This is a genomic window from Enterobacteriaceae bacterium ESL0689 (assembly GCA_029433525.1).
In the GTDB taxonomy this organism is placed as follows: Bacteria; Pseudomonadota; Gammaproteobacteria; order Enterobacterales; family Enterobacteriaceae; genus JAQTIF01.
This window is the reverse complement of sequence record JAQTIF010000002.1, coordinates 270,329-286,647: the sequence shown is the minus strand read 5'-3', so window position 1 is coordinate 286,647 and position 16,319 is coordinate 270,329. Positions and strand designations below refer to the sequence as shown.

The 16,319-nt window shown below is 50.6% G+C and carries 18 protein-coding genes; 17 read left to right on the top strand and 1 reads right to left on the bottom strand.

Annotation, left to right across the window (positions count from 1 at the left end; all coding sequences use genetic code 11):
• The first annotated feature begins 6 nt into the window (after positions 1–6).
• The 10 genes from PT300_13070 to hisP all read left to right on the top strand — a co-directional run bounded on the left by PT300_13070 (position 7) and on the right by hisP (position 9,386).
• Positions 7–660 carry a DedA family protein gene (locus PT300_13070; GenBank protein ID MDF7681466.1) on the top strand — a complete coding sequence of 218 codons (654 nt, stop codon included), beginning with the start codon at positions 7–9 and terminating at the stop codon, positions 658–660.
• Between the two features lie 190 nt (positions 661–850).
• Positions 851–1,765: an acetyl-CoA carboxylase, carboxyltransferase subunit beta gene (gene accD, locus PT300_13065; GenBank protein ID MDF7681465.1), complete on the top strand. Its 915-nt coding sequence runs from the start codon at positions 851–853 to the stop codon at positions 1,763–1,765.
• Positions 1,766–1,836: 71 nt separating this feature from the next.
• Complete coding sequence (folC, locus tag PT300_13060) at positions 1,837–3,105, top strand: bifunctional tetrahydrofolate synthase/dihydrofolate synthase (GenBank protein MDF7681464.1); 1,269 nt, start codon at positions 1,837–1,839, stop codon at positions 3,103–3,105.
• A complete protein-coding gene (dedD, locus tag PT300_13055) occupies positions 3,095–3,931 on the top strand; it encodes a cell division protein DedD (GenBank protein ID MDF7681463.1) in 837 nt (278 codons plus the stop codon). Before folC ends, dedD begins: the two co-directional genes overlap by 11 nt.
• A gap of 195 nt (positions 3,932–4,126) precedes the next feature.
• Positions 4,127–4,615 carry a colicin V production protein gene (cvpA, locus tag PT300_13050; protein ID MDF7681462.1) on the top strand — a complete coding sequence of 163 codons (489 nt, stop codon included), beginning with the start codon at positions 4,127–4,129 and terminating at the stop codon, positions 4,613–4,615.
• Between the two features lie 33 nt (positions 4,616–4,648).
• The gene (purF, locus tag PT300_13045; protein ID MDF7681461.1) at positions 4,649–6,166 is read left to right on the top strand and encodes an amidophosphoribosyltransferase; all 1,518 of its coding nucleotides are present in this window, start codon (positions 4,649–4,651) and stop codon (positions 6,164–6,166) included.
• Between the two features lie 133 nt (positions 6,167–6,299).
• Entirely contained in the window at positions 6,300–6,887 is a 588-nt protein-coding gene (locus PT300_13040; GenBank protein ID MDF7681460.1) for a UbiX family flavin prenyltransferase, read from the top strand.
• Between the two features lie 318 nt (positions 6,888–7,205).
• Entirely contained in the window at positions 7,206–7,892 is a 687-nt protein-coding gene (locus tag PT300_13035) for a histidine ABC transporter permease HisQ (protein ID MDF7681459.1), read from the top strand.
• Positions 7,889–8,605, top strand: coding sequence for an ABC transporter permease (locus tag PT300_13030; GenBank protein ID MDF7681458.1), 717 nt, complete (start codon positions 7,889–7,891; stop codon positions 8,603–8,605). Before PT300_13035 ends, PT300_13030 begins: the two co-directional genes overlap by 4 nt.
• A gap of 7 nt (positions 8,606–8,612) precedes the next feature.
• Positions 8,613–9,386 carry a histidine ABC transporter ATP-binding protein HisP gene (gene hisP / locus PT300_13025; GenBank protein MDF7681457.1) on the top strand — a complete coding sequence of 258 codons (774 nt, stop codon included), beginning with the start codon at positions 8,613–8,615 and terminating at the stop codon, positions 9,384–9,386.
• Between the two features lie 93 nt (positions 9,387–9,479).
• Here hisP and PT300_13020 read toward each other — a convergent pair whose 3' ends face one another.
• Positions 9,480–10,376, bottom strand: coding sequence for a TIGR01777 family oxidoreductase (locus tag PT300_13020; GenBank protein MDF7681456.1), 897 nt, complete (start codon positions 10,374–10,376; stop codon positions 9,480–9,482).
• Positions 10,377–10,551: 175 nt separating this feature from the next.
• Between PT300_13020 and yfcE the strand changes: the two genes are divergently transcribed.
• The 7 genes from yfcE to PT300_12985 all read left to right on the top strand — a co-directional run bounded on the left by yfcE (position 10,552) and on the right by PT300_12985 (position 16,293).
• Complete coding sequence (yfcE, locus tag PT300_13015) at positions 10,552–11,103, top strand: phosphodiesterase (protein ID MDF7681455.1); 552 nt, start codon at positions 10,552–10,554, stop codon at positions 11,101–11,103.
• Between the two features lie 287 nt (positions 11,104–11,390).
• Positions 11,391–11,942, top strand: a complete 552-nt coding sequence (yfcD, locus tag PT300_13010) for an NUDIX hydrolase YfcD (GenBank protein ID MDF7681454.1) — start codon at positions 11,391–11,393, stop codon at positions 11,940–11,942.
• 268 nt (positions 11,943–12,210) lie between these two features.
• Positions 12,211–12,654 carry a PTS sugar transporter subunit IIA gene (locus tag PT300_13005; GenBank protein ID MDF7681453.1) on the top strand — a complete coding sequence of 148 codons (444 nt, stop codon included), beginning with the start codon at positions 12,211–12,213 and terminating at the stop codon, positions 12,652–12,654.
• A 149-nt stretch (positions 12,655–12,803) separates the two neighbouring features.
• Positions 12,804–13,076: a PTS sugar transporter subunit IIB gene (locus tag PT300_13000; GenBank protein ID MDF7681452.1), complete on the top strand. Its 273-nt coding sequence runs from the start codon at positions 12,804–12,806 to the stop codon at positions 13,074–13,076.
• A 46-nt stretch (positions 13,077–13,122) separates the two neighbouring features.
• Positions 13,123–14,481: a PTS ascorbate transporter subunit IIC gene (locus PT300_12995; protein ID MDF7681451.1), complete on the top strand. Its 1,359-nt coding sequence runs from the start codon at positions 13,123–13,125 to the stop codon at positions 14,479–14,481.
• A 19-nt stretch (positions 14,482–14,500) separates the two neighbouring features.
• On the top strand, positions 14,501–15,337 hold the full coding sequence (locus tag PT300_12990) for a transketolase (GenBank protein MDF7681450.1): 837 nt from the start codon (positions 14,501–14,503) through the stop codon (positions 15,335–15,337).
• Positions 15,334–16,293: a transketolase family protein gene (locus tag PT300_12985; protein MDF7681449.1), complete on the top strand. Its 960-nt coding sequence runs from the start codon at positions 15,334–15,336 to the stop codon at positions 16,291–16,293. Before PT300_12990 ends, PT300_12985 begins: the two co-directional genes overlap by 4 nt.
• Positions 16,294–16,319 lie beyond the last annotated feature (26 nt).

Genomic DNA, 16,319 nt, shown 5'->3' with positions numbered 1-16,319 from the left:
TAAAAAATGAGTCTGGTGATGCTGTTAATTGATTTTATTCTGCATATTGATGCCCATCTGGCACAACTGGTGGCTGATTATGGTATCTGGGTTTATGCGATTTTATTTTTGATCTTATTCTGTGAGACTGGCCTGGTGGTCACCCCTTTTCTGCCAGGAGACTCACTGCTTTTTGTCGCTGGCGCGTTGTCAGCACTGCCGGGCAATGATCTCAATGTGCATCTGATGGTTCTCCTGATGGTCAGCGCCGCGATAATCGGCGATACACTGAATTACAGCATCGGGCGACGGTTGGGTGACAAACTGTTTCGCCATCCGCAGTCAAAAATTTTCCGCCAAAGCTATCTGGATAAAACCCATGCTTTTTATGAGCGTCATGGCGGTAAAACGATTATTCTGGCGCGATTTGTGCCGATAATCCGAACTTTTGCGCCCTTTGTCGCTGGCATGGGGCATATGACCTGGCGCTATTTTGCGGCATATAATGTAGCGGGCGCGCTATTGTGGGTGGTATTGTTTACCTACGCGGGTTATTTATTTGGTGATTTAGCGGTGGTACAGGAAAACCTGAAGCTGCTGATTGTCGCTATTATTGTGTTGTCCGTACTGCCTGCAGGGGTTGAGATTGTGCGCCATAAGTACGCGGCGGGTCGGCGATAATATCGTGATTATTTGCCGGATAGTCTCGTCTGAAAGCGCAAATATGAGCAGATGTATCACTTTTTTATCCCATATTACGGGATGTTATGATTTAATGTGCAACAATCATGGTCTGTAGGGAGCAAAATAACGTGATATCGCTCCCGACGACAAAGCTGGTATCGACCAGGTTCAGGCAGAAAGGTTATCAATGAGCTGGATTGAACGAATTAAAAGCAATATTACTCCCACCCGTAAGGTCAGTATTCCTGAGGGGGTATGGACTAAGTGCGATAGCTGTGGTCAGGTCTTGTATCGTGCCGAGCTGGAGCGCAACCTGGAGGTTTGCCCGAAGTGCGATCATCATATGCGGATGACCGCGCGTAACCGCCTGCATAGTCTGCTGGATGAGGGTTCTCTGGCAGAGCTGGGCGGTGATCTTGAGCCAAAAGATGTTCTCAAATTCCGTGACTTAAAAAAGTATAAGGAACGTCTGGCAGCGGCACAAAAAGGGACCGGCGAAAAAGATGCGCTGGTGGTGATGAAAGGGACATTATATGAAATACCGGTCATTGCTGCGGCGTTCGAATTCTCTTTTATGGGCGGCTCAATGGGCTCGGTTGTCGGTGCGCGTTTTGTTCGTGCCGTAGAGCAGGCACTGGAAGATAACTGTCCTCTGATCTGCTTTTCTGCATCCGGTGGCGCGCGAATGCAGGAAGCATTGATGTCATTAATGCAGATGGCCAAAACCTCCGCCGCGCTGGCGAAAATGCAGCAACGTGGCTTGCCCTATATCTCGGTATTGACTGATCCGACAATGGGCGGTGTCTCTGCCAGTTTTGCGATGCTGGGTGATCTCAATATCGCGGAACCCAAAGCGCTCATTGGCTTTGCCGGGCCGCGTGTTATTGAGCAGACGGTGCGCGAAAAACTGCCTGCCGGGTTTCAGCGTAGTGAGTTTCTGCTGGAGAAAGGTGCGATTGATATGATCGTCCGTCGCCCGGAAATGCGTCTGAAACTGGCGACGATTCTGGCAAAACTAATGAATCTTCCGACCCCTGATCCCAATACGGTACATGATGACGAAGCGACAGCGATCATACCGGATCAGGAGCCAGGAGCCTGATAATCTGAAAGGGCGCGCTGAAGGTGTTGCCCTTTTTTATCGCATCATTACGGTTAATTTTCGCAGATATCATGGAAAAAGAACTGATACCTCAGGCCACGTCGCCACTGGCTGCGTGGCTTTGCTATCTTGAGCATCTGCATAATAAGACCATTGACCTCGGGCTGACCCGAGTCAGTGAAGTCGCCCGGCGGATGGCAATCAAGCAACCTGCTCCCTTTGTCTTTACCGTGGCCGGTACCAACGGTAAAGGGACTACCTGTCATATGCTGGAATCGATCCTGATGGCGGCCGGTTATCAGACGGGGGTTTACAGTTCACCACATCTGTTACGCTATACAGAACGCATCCGGGTGCAAAACAGCGAATTACCAGAGGCGGCACATACTGCCGCTTTTGCTGAAATTGAAGCCGCGCGTGGTGAGATCTCCCTGAGCTATTTTGAGTTCAGCACCCTGGCGGCCTTGTGGCTGTTTCAACAGACACAACGGGATGTGGTGATTCTGGAGGTCGGTCTCGGGGGGCGCCTGGACGCCACCAATATTGTCGATTCTGATGTGGCGGTCATCACCAGTATTGCGCTCGATCATACGCAGTGGCTGGGCACGGATCGTGATAGTATCGGACGCGAGAAGGCCGGTATTTTTCGTGCCGCTAAACCGGCGATCGTCGGTGAACCGGATATGCCATCTTCTATTGCTGAGGTGGCGCAACACACCGGTGCCCTGTTACAGCGGTGCGGGGTTGACTGGCATTATGACACGGGGGCGACCAGCTGGTCATTCTGTGATAAACAGGGCATGCTGACCGATTTGCCGTTGCCACAAATCCCGCTGCCGAACGCCGCTACCGCCCTGGCAGCCCTGCGAGCCAGTTCGCTGAAGGTCAGTGAGCAGGCGATCCGTGATGGTATTCGACAAGCCATGCTGCCGGGACGTTTTCAAATCATCAGTCAGGCACCGCGTGTGATCCTTGATGTAGCACACAACCCTCATGCAGCGGCTTACCTCGCTGGGAAAGTTAAAAAACTGCCCAAAACGGGGCGGGTGCTGGCGGTTATTGGTATGCTAAAGGATAAAGACATTGCCGCTACACTGGCAAATCTGATGAGCGAGGTGGATTGCTGGTATTGCGCATCGCTGGCAGAAGAGCGCGGCGCAACAGCGCAACAGTTGCTGGCGCATTTACCGGCAGGAAAGGCCTATGCCGATGTCGCTCAGGCGTGGTCTGCGGCGCTGGCTGAGGCCAGGGCGGAAGATACGGTGCTGGTGTGTGGATCATTCCATACAGTGGCACAGGTAATGGAAGAAATAGAGTCGGGGAAAATACGTGGCCAGTAAATTTCAGAACCGTTTAATGGGTACAATAGTACTGGTAGCCCTGGGCGTCATTATTTTGCCGGGGCTACTTGATGGTCAGAAAAAACATTATCAGGATGATTTTGCTGCTATTCCACTCGTACCTAAACCGGATGATCGCGATGAGCCTGATATGTTACCTGCGGCAACCCAGGCTTTACCGGCCCAACCCCCGGAAGGGGCGGCGGAAGAAGTCCGGGCTGGCAATGAAGCTGTCCCTTCACTGGACCCTTCGCAACTACCCGGTAACCAAAGAGATTTAGATAATATCCAGACCCAGGCGGCAGTGGTGCCACCAAAGCCGAAACCAGCGGCGGTTGATAATAAACCCGCGCCCGCGAAATCGCCTGCGCCTGATAAAACATCATCATCTGCTACTGCTACTGCTACTGCTACTGCTACTGCTACTGCTACTGCTACTGCTGCTTCGTCAGTCAATAAACCCGCGCCTCAGCCGAAGTCACTGGATAAAGTGGCACCGCCGCCACCGGTGACCGTGCCGCCATCACCGCCGAAACCACCGGTAACAGTACCGCCGAAACCAGCGGTGATCCCACAACCGACTGGCAGGGCGTGGGTTGTGCAGCTGGGGGCGCTGAAGAACGCCGATAAAGTGAATGAGATTGTCAGCCGCTTACGCGCCTCGGGATTTAAAGCTTACACTGTTCCGTCAACACCGGTGCAGGGACAGATCACCCGGATTATCATCGGGCCTGATGTGTCGAAAGATAAGCTGAAAGAACGACTCGGCGAGCTACATCAGCTTAGTGGATTAAATGGGGTGATTATGAGTTATAGCCCGAATTAATGTTATGTGGGGCGGCGGATGAGCCGATTAATCGCTCATTTAGCCGCCTGCAGGGAAGGGGATACCTGCCCTTATCAGCTTGTTTTTTCAACGTAATTTTTATTATCTGAAATAAATAAATCTCTGCGCAAACGTTTTCGTTTTCTGTTAGAATGCGTCCGAACCTGACGGTCGGGCGTCAATCATAGGATGATTATGGTCTGGATTGATTACGCCATTATTGCGGTAATAGCTTTTTCCTGTCTGGTAAGCCTGATCCGTGGTTTTGTCCGTGAGGCGTTATCGCTGGTGAGCTGGGGCTGTGCTTTTTTTATTGCCAGCCATTATTACAGTTATCTGGCGGTCTGGTTGACGGGCTTTGAAAATCAACTGGTGCGCAATGGCCTGGCTATCGCGATACTTTTTGTCATTACCCTGATTGTCGGTGCTGTCGTCAGTTATGTGATTGGCACATTGGTCAATAAAACCGGTCTTTCGGGTACAGACAGGGTATTAGGGATCTGTTTTGGTGCGCTACGCGGGGTGCTGATTGTCGCTGCCATTTTGTTCTTTCTCGATAGCTTTACCGGGATGGCCAAAAGTGAAGCGTGGCAAAAGTCGGTGCTTATCCCGGAATTCGGTTTCGTTATCCGATGGCTTTTTGACTATCTGCAAAGTTCGTCAGCTTTTCTACCCAAAGCATAAGTTGCGGGATGTCGCTTAACGAGGAAATTTCCTATGTGCGGTATTGTCGGTATTGTCGGTGTCATGCCGGTAAACCAGTCGATTTATGATGCGTTGACGGTGCTTCAGCATCGTGGTCAGGATGCAGCAGGTATTATCACTATTGATGACAGTAACTGTTTTCGTTTGCGTAAGGCCAACGGGCTGGTCAGCGATGTTTTTTCTGCACGCCATATGCGACGTTTACAGGGTAATATGGGCATTGGTCATGTCCGCTATCCGACGGCGGGCAGTGCCGGGCCATCGGAGGCGCAGCCTTTCTATGTTAACTCGCCCTATGGTATTACGCTGGCGCATAATGGCAACCTGACCAACGCCCATCCATTACGCAAAAAACTGTTTGAAGAAAAACGCCGTCATATCAATACTACCTCTGATTCTGAAGTGCTGCTGAATGTCTTTGCCAGCGAGCTGGATAATTACCATCACTATCCCCTGACGGCCGATAATATTTTTGCTGCGATCGCGGCCACTAATCGCCAGGTTCGTGGCGCTTATGCGTGTGTCGCCATGATTATCGGTCATGGTATGGTGGCTTTTCGTGATCCCCACGGTATTCGCCCGCTGGTGTTAGGTCAGCGTGAGACCGATGATGGCCGCCGTGAGTATATGGTCGCTTCTGAAAGCGTGGCGCTGGATACCCTCGATTTTAATTTTTTGCGTGACGTTGCGCCAGGTGAGGCGATATATATTAACGAATCAGGCCAGCTATTTAGCCGCCAGTGCGCGCAAAACCCGGTCAATAATCCCTGCCTGTTTGAATATGTCTATCTTGCACGCCCGGACTCGTTTATTGATAAGGTCTCGGTATATAGCGCGCGCGTCAATATGGGAACGCGACTGGGCGAGAAAATTGCCCGCGAATGGGAAGAGTATGACATCGACGTGGTGATCCCGATCCCGGAAACCTCCTGTGATATTGCGCTGGAAATTGCCCGTATCCTCAACAAGCCTTACCGCCAGGGACTGGTAAAAAATCGTTATGTCGGCCGCACATTTATCATGCCAGGTCAGCAACTGCGCCGCAAATCTGTGCGCCGTAAGCTGAATGCTAACCGGGCGGAATTCCGGGATAAAAATGTCCTGCTGGTGGATGATTCTGTCGTGCGCGGGAATACATCCGAACAGATTATCGATATTGCCCGTGAGGCGGGGGCGAAGAAAGTCTATCTGGCTTCCGCCGCCCCCGAAGTGCGTTTTCCCAATGTGTATGGCATCGATATGCCAAGCGCCAGTGAGCTGATTGCGCATGGTCGTGAAGTGGATGAAATCTGCCGGATTATTGGTGCGGATGGTTTGATTTTTCAGGATCTTGATGATCTCATCGCTGCAGTGAAGGCAGAAAATCCGGATATTCTGCAATTTGAGTGTTCGGTGTTTAATGGTGTCTATGTAACGCAGGATGTCGATCAGCAATATCTCGATTATCTCGATTCACTGCGCAAGGATGAAGCCAGAAGCGCGCAATGGCAAAATGAAGCGGAAAACCCTGAAATGTATAACGAAAGATAGTAGTCTCTGACTATCGCCTCCCCGCCCACTGCCTGATACAGTGGGCTTTTGTCTTTTTGCGCTATCGCGCTGATGGGCTTGCGTCAGTGATGATATTCCGGCAAAGTCTGCGCCATAAAACAGGAGGCTCAGGGTGAAACGACTGATCATTGGTATTTCTGGCGCCAGCGGCGCGATTTATGGCGTGCGATTGCTTGCGGTTTTGCGCGATATCACTGATGTGGAAACGCATCTGGTTATCAGCCAGGCGGCACGACAAACACTGGCGCTGGAAACGGATTATACTTTGCGCGAGGTGCAGGCGCTGGCCGATGTTGTCCATGATCCACGCGATATTGCCGCCACGATTTCATCCGGTTCGTTTAAAACTGCGGGGATGGTGATCGCGCCCTGCTCAATAAAAACGCTTTCCGGCATTGTCCATAGCTATACCGATGGGTTGCTGACGCGCGCAGCGGATGTGACACTGAAAGAGCGTCGCCCGCTGGTACTTTGCGTCAGGGAAACCCCCTTTCATCCCGGTCACTTGCGTCTGCTGTTGCAGGCAGCGGAGATGGGGGCGGTTATCATGCCGCCTGTGCCCGCTTTTTACCAGCGCCCACGCACGCTTGATGACATCATCAACCAGACCGTCAATCGGTTGATTGATCAGTTTGATATCACGCTGCCCCAGGATCTGTTCCTCCGCTGGCAGGGCGCCGTAGAGCGATCAGCATTTTGATTGCGCAAAAAACGGTTGTCAGAGAGAATGTCCGACCGCACGGGTGGAAATCATGGCACGATAGCCGGTTGTTAACAGAGCAAAAGTCATGCAGGTCGTGTCATAACGGCGTGTGATGAATCAACAGACAGATGGTCACCCGAGAATGAATCACGGAAAAGAGGTCATTTTGATAACGATCAGGCAACAAAAGGGAAAAACTGGGGCAAAATATGATGTTTTTTCTTCTAAAACCAACAGGATGAATTGCTCTTCCCTTTATTTTATACGTACACTGACGTTCGGTCATCGCAATTGATGGTAGATAAGGCAAACGGGATGCTGTACGGCTATTCACAAGTTATTTTTCATGGTGCATTGATTACGCTGGTGTTAGCGCTGAGTTCAGTGGTACTGGCAGTCCTTATTGGACTGATCGGTGCGGCGGCCAAACTCTCCGCTTATCGCCCGCTGACACTGATTTTCGAAGGATACACCACCTTAATTCGTGGTGTACCTGATCTGGTGCTGATGCTACTGATCTTCTATGGCTTGCAGGTCGCCCTCAACATGCTGACCGATGCGCTGGGGATCGCACAATGTGATATCGACCCGATGAGCGCCGGGATCATCACGCTCGGTTTTATCTATGGCGCTTACTTTACGGAAACGTTCCGTGGGGCTTTTCTTTCCGTGCCGAAAGGGCATATTGAAGCGGCAACGGCATTTGGTCTCAGTCACGGGCAGACTTTTCGCCGGATCCTCTTTCCGGCGATGATGCGCTATGCATTACCGGGTATTGGCAATAACTGGCTGGTGATCCTCAAGGCGACGGCGCTGGTTTCACTGCTGGGGCTGGATGATGTTGTTAAGACCACGCAACTGGCTGGCAAAAGCACCTGGCATTCGTTCTACTTTGCGGTGGTTTGTGGCGGGATTTATCTTATCTTTACTACGCTTTCCAATGGGGTCTTACTGTTACTGGAACGCCGTTACTCGGTGGGTGTCAGGAGAGCTGAATTGTGATTGAGATTATTCGCGAGTACTGGCAACCCCTGTTATGGAGTGACGGGTATCGTTTTACCGGTCTCGCGGTCACCTTATGGCTACTGATTTCTTCGGTGGTGATGGGGGGCGTGCTGGCCATATTCCTCGCTATCGGGCGGGTTTGTGACAATAAATATATTCGGTTTCCGATCTGGCTTTTTACTTATGTTTTCCGTGGTACACCGCTGTATGTACAACTGCTGATCTTTTATTCCGGCATGTATACGCTGGAAATAGTCAAAGGGAACGAGTTACTGAATGCCTTTTTTCGCAGTGGCCTCAACTGTACGATCCTGGCATTAACCCTGAACACCTGTGCCTATACGACCGAAATTTTTGCCGGTGCGATTCGTTCCGTTTCGCCTGGAGAAATAGAAGCCGCACGGGCGTATGGTTTCCCGGTTATCAAGCTGTATCGTTGTATTATTATGCCTGCGGCGCTGCGTATCGCATTACCGGCATACAGTAACGAAGTGATCCTGATGCTGCACTCCACGGCGCTGGCGTTTACCGCCACCGTGCCGGACTTACTGAAAATTGCCAGAGATATTAATTCAGAAACATTTCAGCCATTTACCGCTTTTGGGATCGCCGCAGTACTCTACTTAATGATTTCGTATGTGCTGATTAGCCTGTTTCGTAAAGCGGAAAAGCGCTGGTTACAGCATGTAAAACCTTCTTCGACACATTGAGAATGCTATGTCTGACAATAAACTAAATGTTATTGATCTCCATAAACGTTATGGTGAGCATGAAGTGTTAAAAGGGGTCTCGTTACGCGCACAGGCGGGTGACGTTATCAGCATCATTGGTTCATCCGGTTCCGGTAAAAGTACCTTATTACGCTGTATTAATTTTCTGGAAAAACCCAGTGCCGGAACACTGGCGGTCAATGGCCAGAATATCGAACTGGTGCGCGATGGTGATGGTCAGCTAAAAGTAGCGGATAAGAAACAGTTACAGTTACTGCGTACCCGACTGTCGATGGTATTCCAGCATTTCAACCTGTGGAGCCACATGACTGCGCTGGAAAATGTGATGGAAGCGCCGATACAGGTGCTGGGGCTCAAAAAACAGGTGGCCCGTGAGCGGGCAATAAAATATTTGCAAAAAGTCGGCATTGATGCGCAACAATACAATCAATATCCGGTACACCTCTCAGGTGGTCAGCAGCAGCGTGTTTCTATTGCCCGCGCCCTGGCGATGGAGCCGGATGTGCTGTTATTTGATGAGCCGACCTCAGCACTCGACCCTGAACGGGTGGGCGAAGTTCTGCGTATCATGCAGCAACTGGCAGAAGAGGGCAAAACGATGGTGGTGGTGACCCATGAAATGGAGTTTGCTCGCCATGTCTCAACACATGTCATCTTTTTGCACCAGGGCAAGATCGAAGAAGAGGGGCATCCGGATGTTCTTTTCAACCAGCCGAAAAGCCCACGTTTACAACAGTTCCTGAAAGGGGCGCTGAAGTGAAAGGACTCCCCTTATCTGCCAGAGCGCAACGGAAACGATCGAGATAGCCTGAGGAGGGGGAGATCGTTCGCCGGATAGCGCCTGACGAAGCGCTTAGCGCAAGAGATCCCGTAATGCCTCCTCGGGATTGCACCAGCGGAAAGCAAATCCGTCAGCGATCAGTCGCTCGGGTAATGCCTGTTGTCCCCCGAGCAACAGTATCGCCGACTCCCCCATCAGCATGCGCATGACGATAGCGGGAACACGCAGAAAGGCAGGGCGATTCAGCACATGGCCGAGCGCATTGATGAACTGCTGATGACGTACCGGATGTGACGAGACCAGATTAAAAGGGCCCTCTGAATGATGATTCAGCAGCCATAACAGGCCACTGACCATATCATCAATATGGATCCACGGCAGATATTGTCTGCCATCCCCCAGCGCAGCGCCAAAACCGAATCTGAAGAGCGGTGCCAGTTTAGTCACCATGCCGCCATCCGGTGCCAGCACAATGCCGGTACGCAGCAGACAGACGCGCGTGTGCTGACTCTGTGCTTCAAGTGCGAGCTGTTCCCAGCGTGCGCATAGCCTGTGAGGCAATGAATCATCTACCGGTGGCGTCGCTTCCGTCACCACCTTATCGCCGCTATCGCCATAGTAGCCGATAGCGGAGCCGCTAATCAGTATCGCGGGGGGCTGGGTGCTGGCCTGGAATAGCGCCACCAGCTGTTGTGTGATGTCCCAGCGACTATGACAAAGCCGCTGTTTTTGTTTTGTGGTCCAGCGTTTATCAACAATCGGTTCACCGGCGAGATTGATAACCGCATCGATGCCATTCAGATGAGACTGACCTTCGAACGCTCGCCACAACATCACCCGGTTATCGATGCGGCCACGTGCAATTTCGGGATCGCGTGTCGATACAGTGACCTGATGGCCGGAGGCCAGCAAACGGGGGATCAGATGCCGACCGATAAGCCCGGTCCCCCCTGTTATCAGTATTTTCATCGTTCCCTCCTGAGTGCGGATTTTATCGGCTATCTGCTTATGATAGCGCCAGAAGGCGATTCAGACGCGAAGATAACGCCACTATTTTATGATCGCGCCATTGTACCGCACCAGGGTTGCTGTTACCGTTTATTATCAATGCTTCCGAGCCAGAAAGATGGAGAAGAAAGAAAAGATGAAACTGATGTTTGCATCGGATATTCATGGTTCCCTGCCCGCAACGGAACGTATCCTTGAACGATTCGCGCAAAATGACGCGCAGTGGCTGGTTATTCTGGGCGATGTGCTTAATCATGGGCCACGTAATGCGCTGCCTGCCGGTTATGCTCCCGCTGATGTTGCCGACAGGCTCAACAGTCTGGCATCACGGATTATTGCGGTACGCGGTAATTGTGACAGCGAAGTTGACCAGATGCTGCTCCATTTTCCCATCACCGCTCCCTGGCAGCAGGTATTAAGTGAACACTATCGCCTGTTTCTGACTCACGGGCATCTGTATCATCCGCAAAAACTGCCGCCGCTGGCTGCCGGAGATGTGCTGATTTATGGCCATACGCATATTCCACAAGCCAGTAAAAAAGAAGATGTTTTTTTCTTTAATCCCGGCTCGGTCAGCATTCCTAAAGGCGGTTTTCCGGCCAGTTATGGTGTTCTGGAACGTGACCACCTGCAAGTTTTAGCACTGGATAGTAATCAACTTATTGCAGAGGTGACGATTAACTCGTAATTTAGAACCCGACAGACCAGAGCTATTTTACGGATTATTTTGATCAGACAGCGTCGGCACCCGATAGAGGAGCCCGCAACAGCGGATAAAGCAGACACAGATTGATATTCGTTAAATACCATCATAATAACACTCAGCGTCGATCCTGTCAGGCTATTGTACTTGCCATTCTGGCCCAGGACAGTGCCCGAAAACCTCACGTACTCCCGGTACGCTGGGGTTTGTCCGTACTGTCGCTATCCAGGCTGGCTGTACCGGAAGGACGCTAAGAACAGGGATCCCGGTTAATGGAACAGCAGGCTTTGCCAGATATTGAATGGATAGATATTGTTAATCAAGAGAATGAGGTGATTGCCCAGTGTAGCCGCAGGCAAATGCGTGCTCAGTGCCTGATCCATCGTGCCACCTATATCGTCGTGCATGATGGAATGGGGAAAATTCTTGTCCAGCGTCGCACGGAAACAAAAGATTATTTGCCGGGTATGCTGGATGCGACGGCAGGGGGGGTGGTATGGACAGCGGAATCACGACTGGATGCAGCGCGTCGGGAAGCAGAAGAAGAGCTGGGGATCGCCGATGTCCCCTTTGCCGATCATGGTCAGTTTTACTATGAAGATGCCCACTGCCGGGTCTGGGGAAGCCTGTTTAGTTGTGTTTCACATGGGCCGTTTGCTTTGCAGGAGGATGAAATCAGTGACGTATGCTGGCTGAGTGCGGAAGAGATCAACGCGCGTGGCGATGAATTTACCCCTGACTCTTTAAAAGCACTGAGTCTGTGGATGACCCGTAATGCCAGCAATGAAATACCAAAGGCAGATAACGTCAGTCCGGTAGAATAAAATTTCCCTCTGCCAGTTCCCGTTCCGCTGCGGCTGTAAACAGTATGGGTCATCGATTGACTGTTCACAGCCTGCTGCTTTTTGCCGAATACCCGCACAGTCATTTATTTATAGCGTTTTTCAGGCTTGATCAAGCGCGGATCAATAGCGCCATAACCGGTTTGAACTATTATCTTATGGTCGCGTTATCTTTGTGACTTTTATCGCAGTTAATCATCAGTACCTTGCCTAAAGTTTTTTCACTGATCGTAGGTGAAGAGGCGATAAGATGCTGGAAAAATGGATTTCTGATACCACTATTACGCTGCGGGATAGTGTTGACGACTGGCAACAGGCGCTGGCGATTTGTGCCCGACCGTTGTTACAGGCGGGACTGATTAAGCCTGAATATATGACGGCTATTATTCAGCAACATAAAAAGCTGGGGCCGTGGTATGTTCTGGCTCCAGGACTGGCAATGCCCCATGCACGGCCTGAAGAGGGGGTTAACGCTCCCAGGCTTTCTTTGCTCAAGCTACAACAAGGCGTCGCTTTTGGTAGTGAGGAGTGTGACCCTGTGGACGTTATTATCATGCTATGTGCTGTCGATAAGCATAGTCATATTACGATGCTGACTGCGCTCGCAGAACTTTTTTCCAGTGATCAAGCGCTGGAGAAACTCCACCAGGCTTCCACGCGGGAAGAAATAATAAACATAATCGCACAGTTCTGATTTATTTTATCTGTCTCTGTTGTCTGTCCATATAAGCTATTTAGTGACAGGCACTGACAATATTCGCGTATCCCGATGTCAATCAGGTAGCGGCAATGTACTGTCTGTGAATGAGGTACAGATGCCGGTAACTCAACAAGGTGATAATAATGAAAATTATGGCAATTTGTGGTTCGGGTCTGGGCAGTAGTTTTTTAATTGAAATGAATATTAAGAAAGTACTGAAAAAGCTCAATATTATAGCCGAAGTAGAACACGCCGATCTCTCATCCGCAACCCCCGAGGCGGCGGATCTGTTCGTCATGGCCAAAGATATTGCGGCCAGCGCTGGCGTGCCGGAAAAACAGCTTATCGTGATTAAGAATCTTATTGATATTAATGAACTTGAAGCACAATTACAGGCATGGTTCGATAAACAATAATATTAGCGCCTGGTGGACCAGGCGCTTAGCGATAGGTGAGGTGACTATGTTTATCCTGCAAGCGTTGAATTTTGTTGTTGATATTCTTAAGGTTCCTTCAATTCTGGTCGGTGTTATTGCCTTAACGGGGCTGCTGGCACAGAAAAAATCGTTTTCTGATGTGGTAAAAGGCACGATTAAAACTATTCTTGGATTTATTGTATTAGGCGGTGGGGCAACGGTACTGATCGGTGCATTAAATCCACTGGGCGATATGTTTGAACATGCGTTTAATATTCAGGGGATCATTCCTAATAATGAAGCGATTGTTTCGATTGCGCTGGAAAAATATGGATCGGCGACAGCATTGATTATGGCACTGGGTATGATGGTTAATCTCATCGTCGCGCGTTTTACCTGTCTGAAATATGTTTTTCTCACCGGACACCACACATTTTATATGGCTTGTATGATCAGTGTGATCCTGACGGTTGCCGGTTTTGATGGCATAGGACAGATATTCATCGGTGCGCTGATTCTGGGCATGATCATGGCTTTCTTTCCGGCGCTGGCTCAGCATTATATGAAACGTATCACCGGCAGTGATGATATTGCCTTAGGGCATTTCGGTACGCTCGGTTATATCCTCTCCGGCTGGCTGGGGAGCCTCTGCGGGAAAGGTTCTCGCTCTACGGAAGAACTCAACCTGCCGAAAAATTTAAGTTTTTTGCGTGACAGCGCGATTTCCATCTCGCTGACCATGATGATTATCTATCTGATTATGGTGATCAGTGCCGGGCGTGAATATGTCGAAACCCACTTTAGCCAGGGACAAAATTATCTGGTGTACGCCATTATTATGGCGATTACTTTTGCTGCCGGGGTGTTCATTATTTTACAAGGGGTGCGTTTAATCCTCGCAGAAATTGTTCCTGCATTTACCGGTTTTTCTGAAAAACTGGTGCCGAATGCCCGTCCGGCGCTGGACTGCCCGATCGTCTATCCCTATGCCGCCAATGCGGTATTGATCGGTTTTCTCTCCAGTTTCCTCGGTGGGCTGGCCGGATTGTTCGTGCTCGGAAAAATGCACGCGGTGCTGATTCTGCCTGGGGTCGTGCCACACTTTTTTACCGGTGCGACCGCTGGCGTATTTGGTAATGCGACAGGGGGACGACGTGGTGCCATTATCGGTGCATTCGCCAATGGTTTGCTGATAACTTTCCTGCCGGTTTTACTGTTACCGGTATTAGGTGCTATAGGTTTTAACAATACTACTTTTTCCGATGCCGATTTTGGCGCGGTGGGGATTGTGCTGGGTCATCTGGCGCACTACCTCTCGCCACTGGCGATTAGCGGGCTGGTGATCGCGATATTCGCCTTGCTGGTGGTCGGTAATCTGCTGGCTAAAAAACGCATCACCGAGTGAAACGTACAGGCAAACCATGATGACCGTGAAAAAAGTGACGCAACTGGCGCGTGATATTCGTGTGACAACACTCAAAATGTTAACCGAACGTGGTTCGGGTCACTATGGCGGTTGTATGTCGATCGTCGAAATACTCGCGGTACTCTACGGTGCTGTGATGGAAATCAACCCGGCACAACCGGACTGGCCGGAACGGGATTATTTTGTCCTGTCGAAAGGCCATGCCGGTCCAGCGCTCTACAGTACCCTGGCGCTCAAAGGCTACTTTCCGCTGACGGAACTCCGTACGCTAAATCGTGACGGAACAAATTTACCCGCTTATCCGGATCGTCTTAAAACCCGTGGTGTCGATGTCACCACCGGGTTACCGGGGCAGGGCATCTCAATTGCGGGTGGTATCGCCTTATCACATAAGCTGGCGCAACGGATCAATCGCGTGTTCTGTATTGTCGGTGATGGTGAGTTGAATGAAGGGCAGTGCTGGGAAGCCTTCCAGTTTATTGCCCATCATCGGTTAAATAATCTGATGATCTTCATTGACTGGAATAAACGGCAATGCAGTGGTGAACTGGAAGAAATTATCTACCCTTTTGATCTGGAGGGAAAGTTTCGGGCCTTTGGCTTTGATGTGATGACCGTCAAAGGTGACGATATCGTCGGGTTACTGGAAATTACCGCTCCGCCAGTGATTGCGGATGGTCGGCCACGGGTCGTTATCCTTGATACGATCCTCGGGCAGGGGGTGCCTTGTCTGGAACAATCTGCTAATGCCCACCATCTGTATCTGACGCGCGAAATGACACAAGCACTGAATGACGCCATCCGGCAACTGGAACTGGAGAATGAGGGATCATGATTAAGGTTGTAGCAGCAGGACAGAAAGACAGCATGGCAATGTACCAGGTCTATACCCATTTTATTTCGCAACAGATAGGGCCGGGATCGGCTGTTATCGCACTCGAAGCGGATCAGATGAGTGCGATGGAGATGAAAGATATCGCGCAGCAATATCCCCACCATATTATTAATTGCGGGATCATGGAGGCTAATATCATTGGCACCGCGGCCGGATTGTCGCTGACAGGCCGTAAGCCGTTCGTCCATCTCTTCACCGCATTCGCCAGTCGTCACTGTATCGACCAGCTGTTTATGTCGCTCGACTATCAACACAGCAACGTGAAAGTTATTGCTTCGGATGCCGGAGTGACAGCGGGTTATCATGGTGGTGCGCACATGTCGTTTGAAGATATGGGCATTGTCCGTGGGCTGGCTCACTCGGTGGTGCTGGAAGTGACCGATGCAGTCATGTTCGCTGATATCCTCTGCCAGCTGATTGCGCTGGATGGCTTCTATTGGGTCCGTACTATCCGCCAGCTCGCGTCATGCGTTTACGCTCCCGGTTCGACTTTTACGATTGGTGAAGGCAACGTACTACGGGATGGCGACGATATTACGTTGATTGCGAATGGTATTATGGTTGCAGAGGCGCGAGAAGCGGCTGAGCTGCTTGAGCAGGAAGGGGTGAGCGCCGCGGTTATCGATATGTTCACCCTGAAACCGATCGACCAGCTGCTGATACAACACTACGCGGAAAAAACCGGACGGATAGTGACTTGTGAAAATCACAGCATTCATAACGGACTGGGATCAGCGGTGGCAGAAGTGCTGGTGGAAAACTGTCCGGTGATCATGCGCCGGGTAGGCGTCAAAGGGCGTTATGGGCAGGTGGGAACACAAGACTTTTTGCAAAAAGAGTATGGGCTGACAGCGCATGACATTGTCTCTGCGGCTCATGAACTGTTGTTATGCTGATGGGTTTCGATAAAAACAGTGGCGGT

Coding starts and splice junctions, on each gene's coding strand:
- PT300_13070 (MDF7681466.1), top strand. CDS start 7: ATGAGTCTGGTGATGCTGTTAATTGATTTTATTCTGCATATTGATGCC.
- accD (MDF7681465.1), top strand. CDS start 851: ATGAGCTGGATTGAACGAATTAAAAGCAATATTACTCCCACCCGTAAG.
- folC (MDF7681464.1), top strand. CDS start 1,837: ATGGAAAAAGAACTGATACCTCAGGCCACGTCGCCACTGGCTGCGTGG.
- cvpA (MDF7681462.1), top strand. CDS start 4,127: ATGGTCTGGATTGATTACGCCATTATTGCGGTAATAGCTTTTTCCTGT.
- purF (MDF7681461.1), top strand. CDS start 4,649: ATGTGCGGTATTGTCGGTATTGTCGGTGTCATGCCGGTAAACCAGTCG.
- PT300_13035 (MDF7681459.1), top strand. CDS start 7,206: ATGCTGTACGGCTATTCACAAGTTATTTTTCATGGTGCATTGATTACG.
- hisP (MDF7681457.1), top strand. CDS start 8,613: ATGTCTGACAATAAACTAAATGTTATTGATCTCCATAAACGTTATGGT.
- PT300_13020 (MDF7681456.1), bottom strand. CDS start 10,376: ATGAAAATACTGATAACAGGGGGGACCGGGCTTATCGGTCGGCATCTG.
- yfcE (MDF7681455.1), top strand. CDS start 10,552: ATGAAACTGATGTTTGCATCGGATATTCATGGTTCCCTGCCCGCAACG.
- yfcD (MDF7681454.1), top strand. CDS start 11,391: ATGGAACAGCAGGCTTTGCCAGATATTGAATGGATAGATATTGTTAAT.
- PT300_13005 (MDF7681453.1), top strand. CDS start 12,211: ATGCTGGAAAAATGGATTTCTGATACCACTATTACGCTGCGGGATAGT.
- PT300_13000 (MDF7681452.1), top strand. CDS start 12,804: ATGAAAATTATGGCAATTTGTGGTTCGGGTCTGGGCAGTAGTTTTTTA.
- PT300_12995 (MDF7681451.1), top strand. CDS start 13,123: ATGTTTATCCTGCAAGCGTTGAATTTTGTTGTTGATATTCTTAAGGTT.
- PT300_12990 (MDF7681450.1), top strand. CDS start 14,501: ATGACCGTGAAAAAAGTGACGCAACTGGCGCGTGATATTCGTGTGACA.
- PT300_12985 (MDF7681449.1), top strand. CDS start 15,334: ATGATTAAGGTTGTAGCAGCAGGACAGAAAGACAGCATGGCAATGTAC.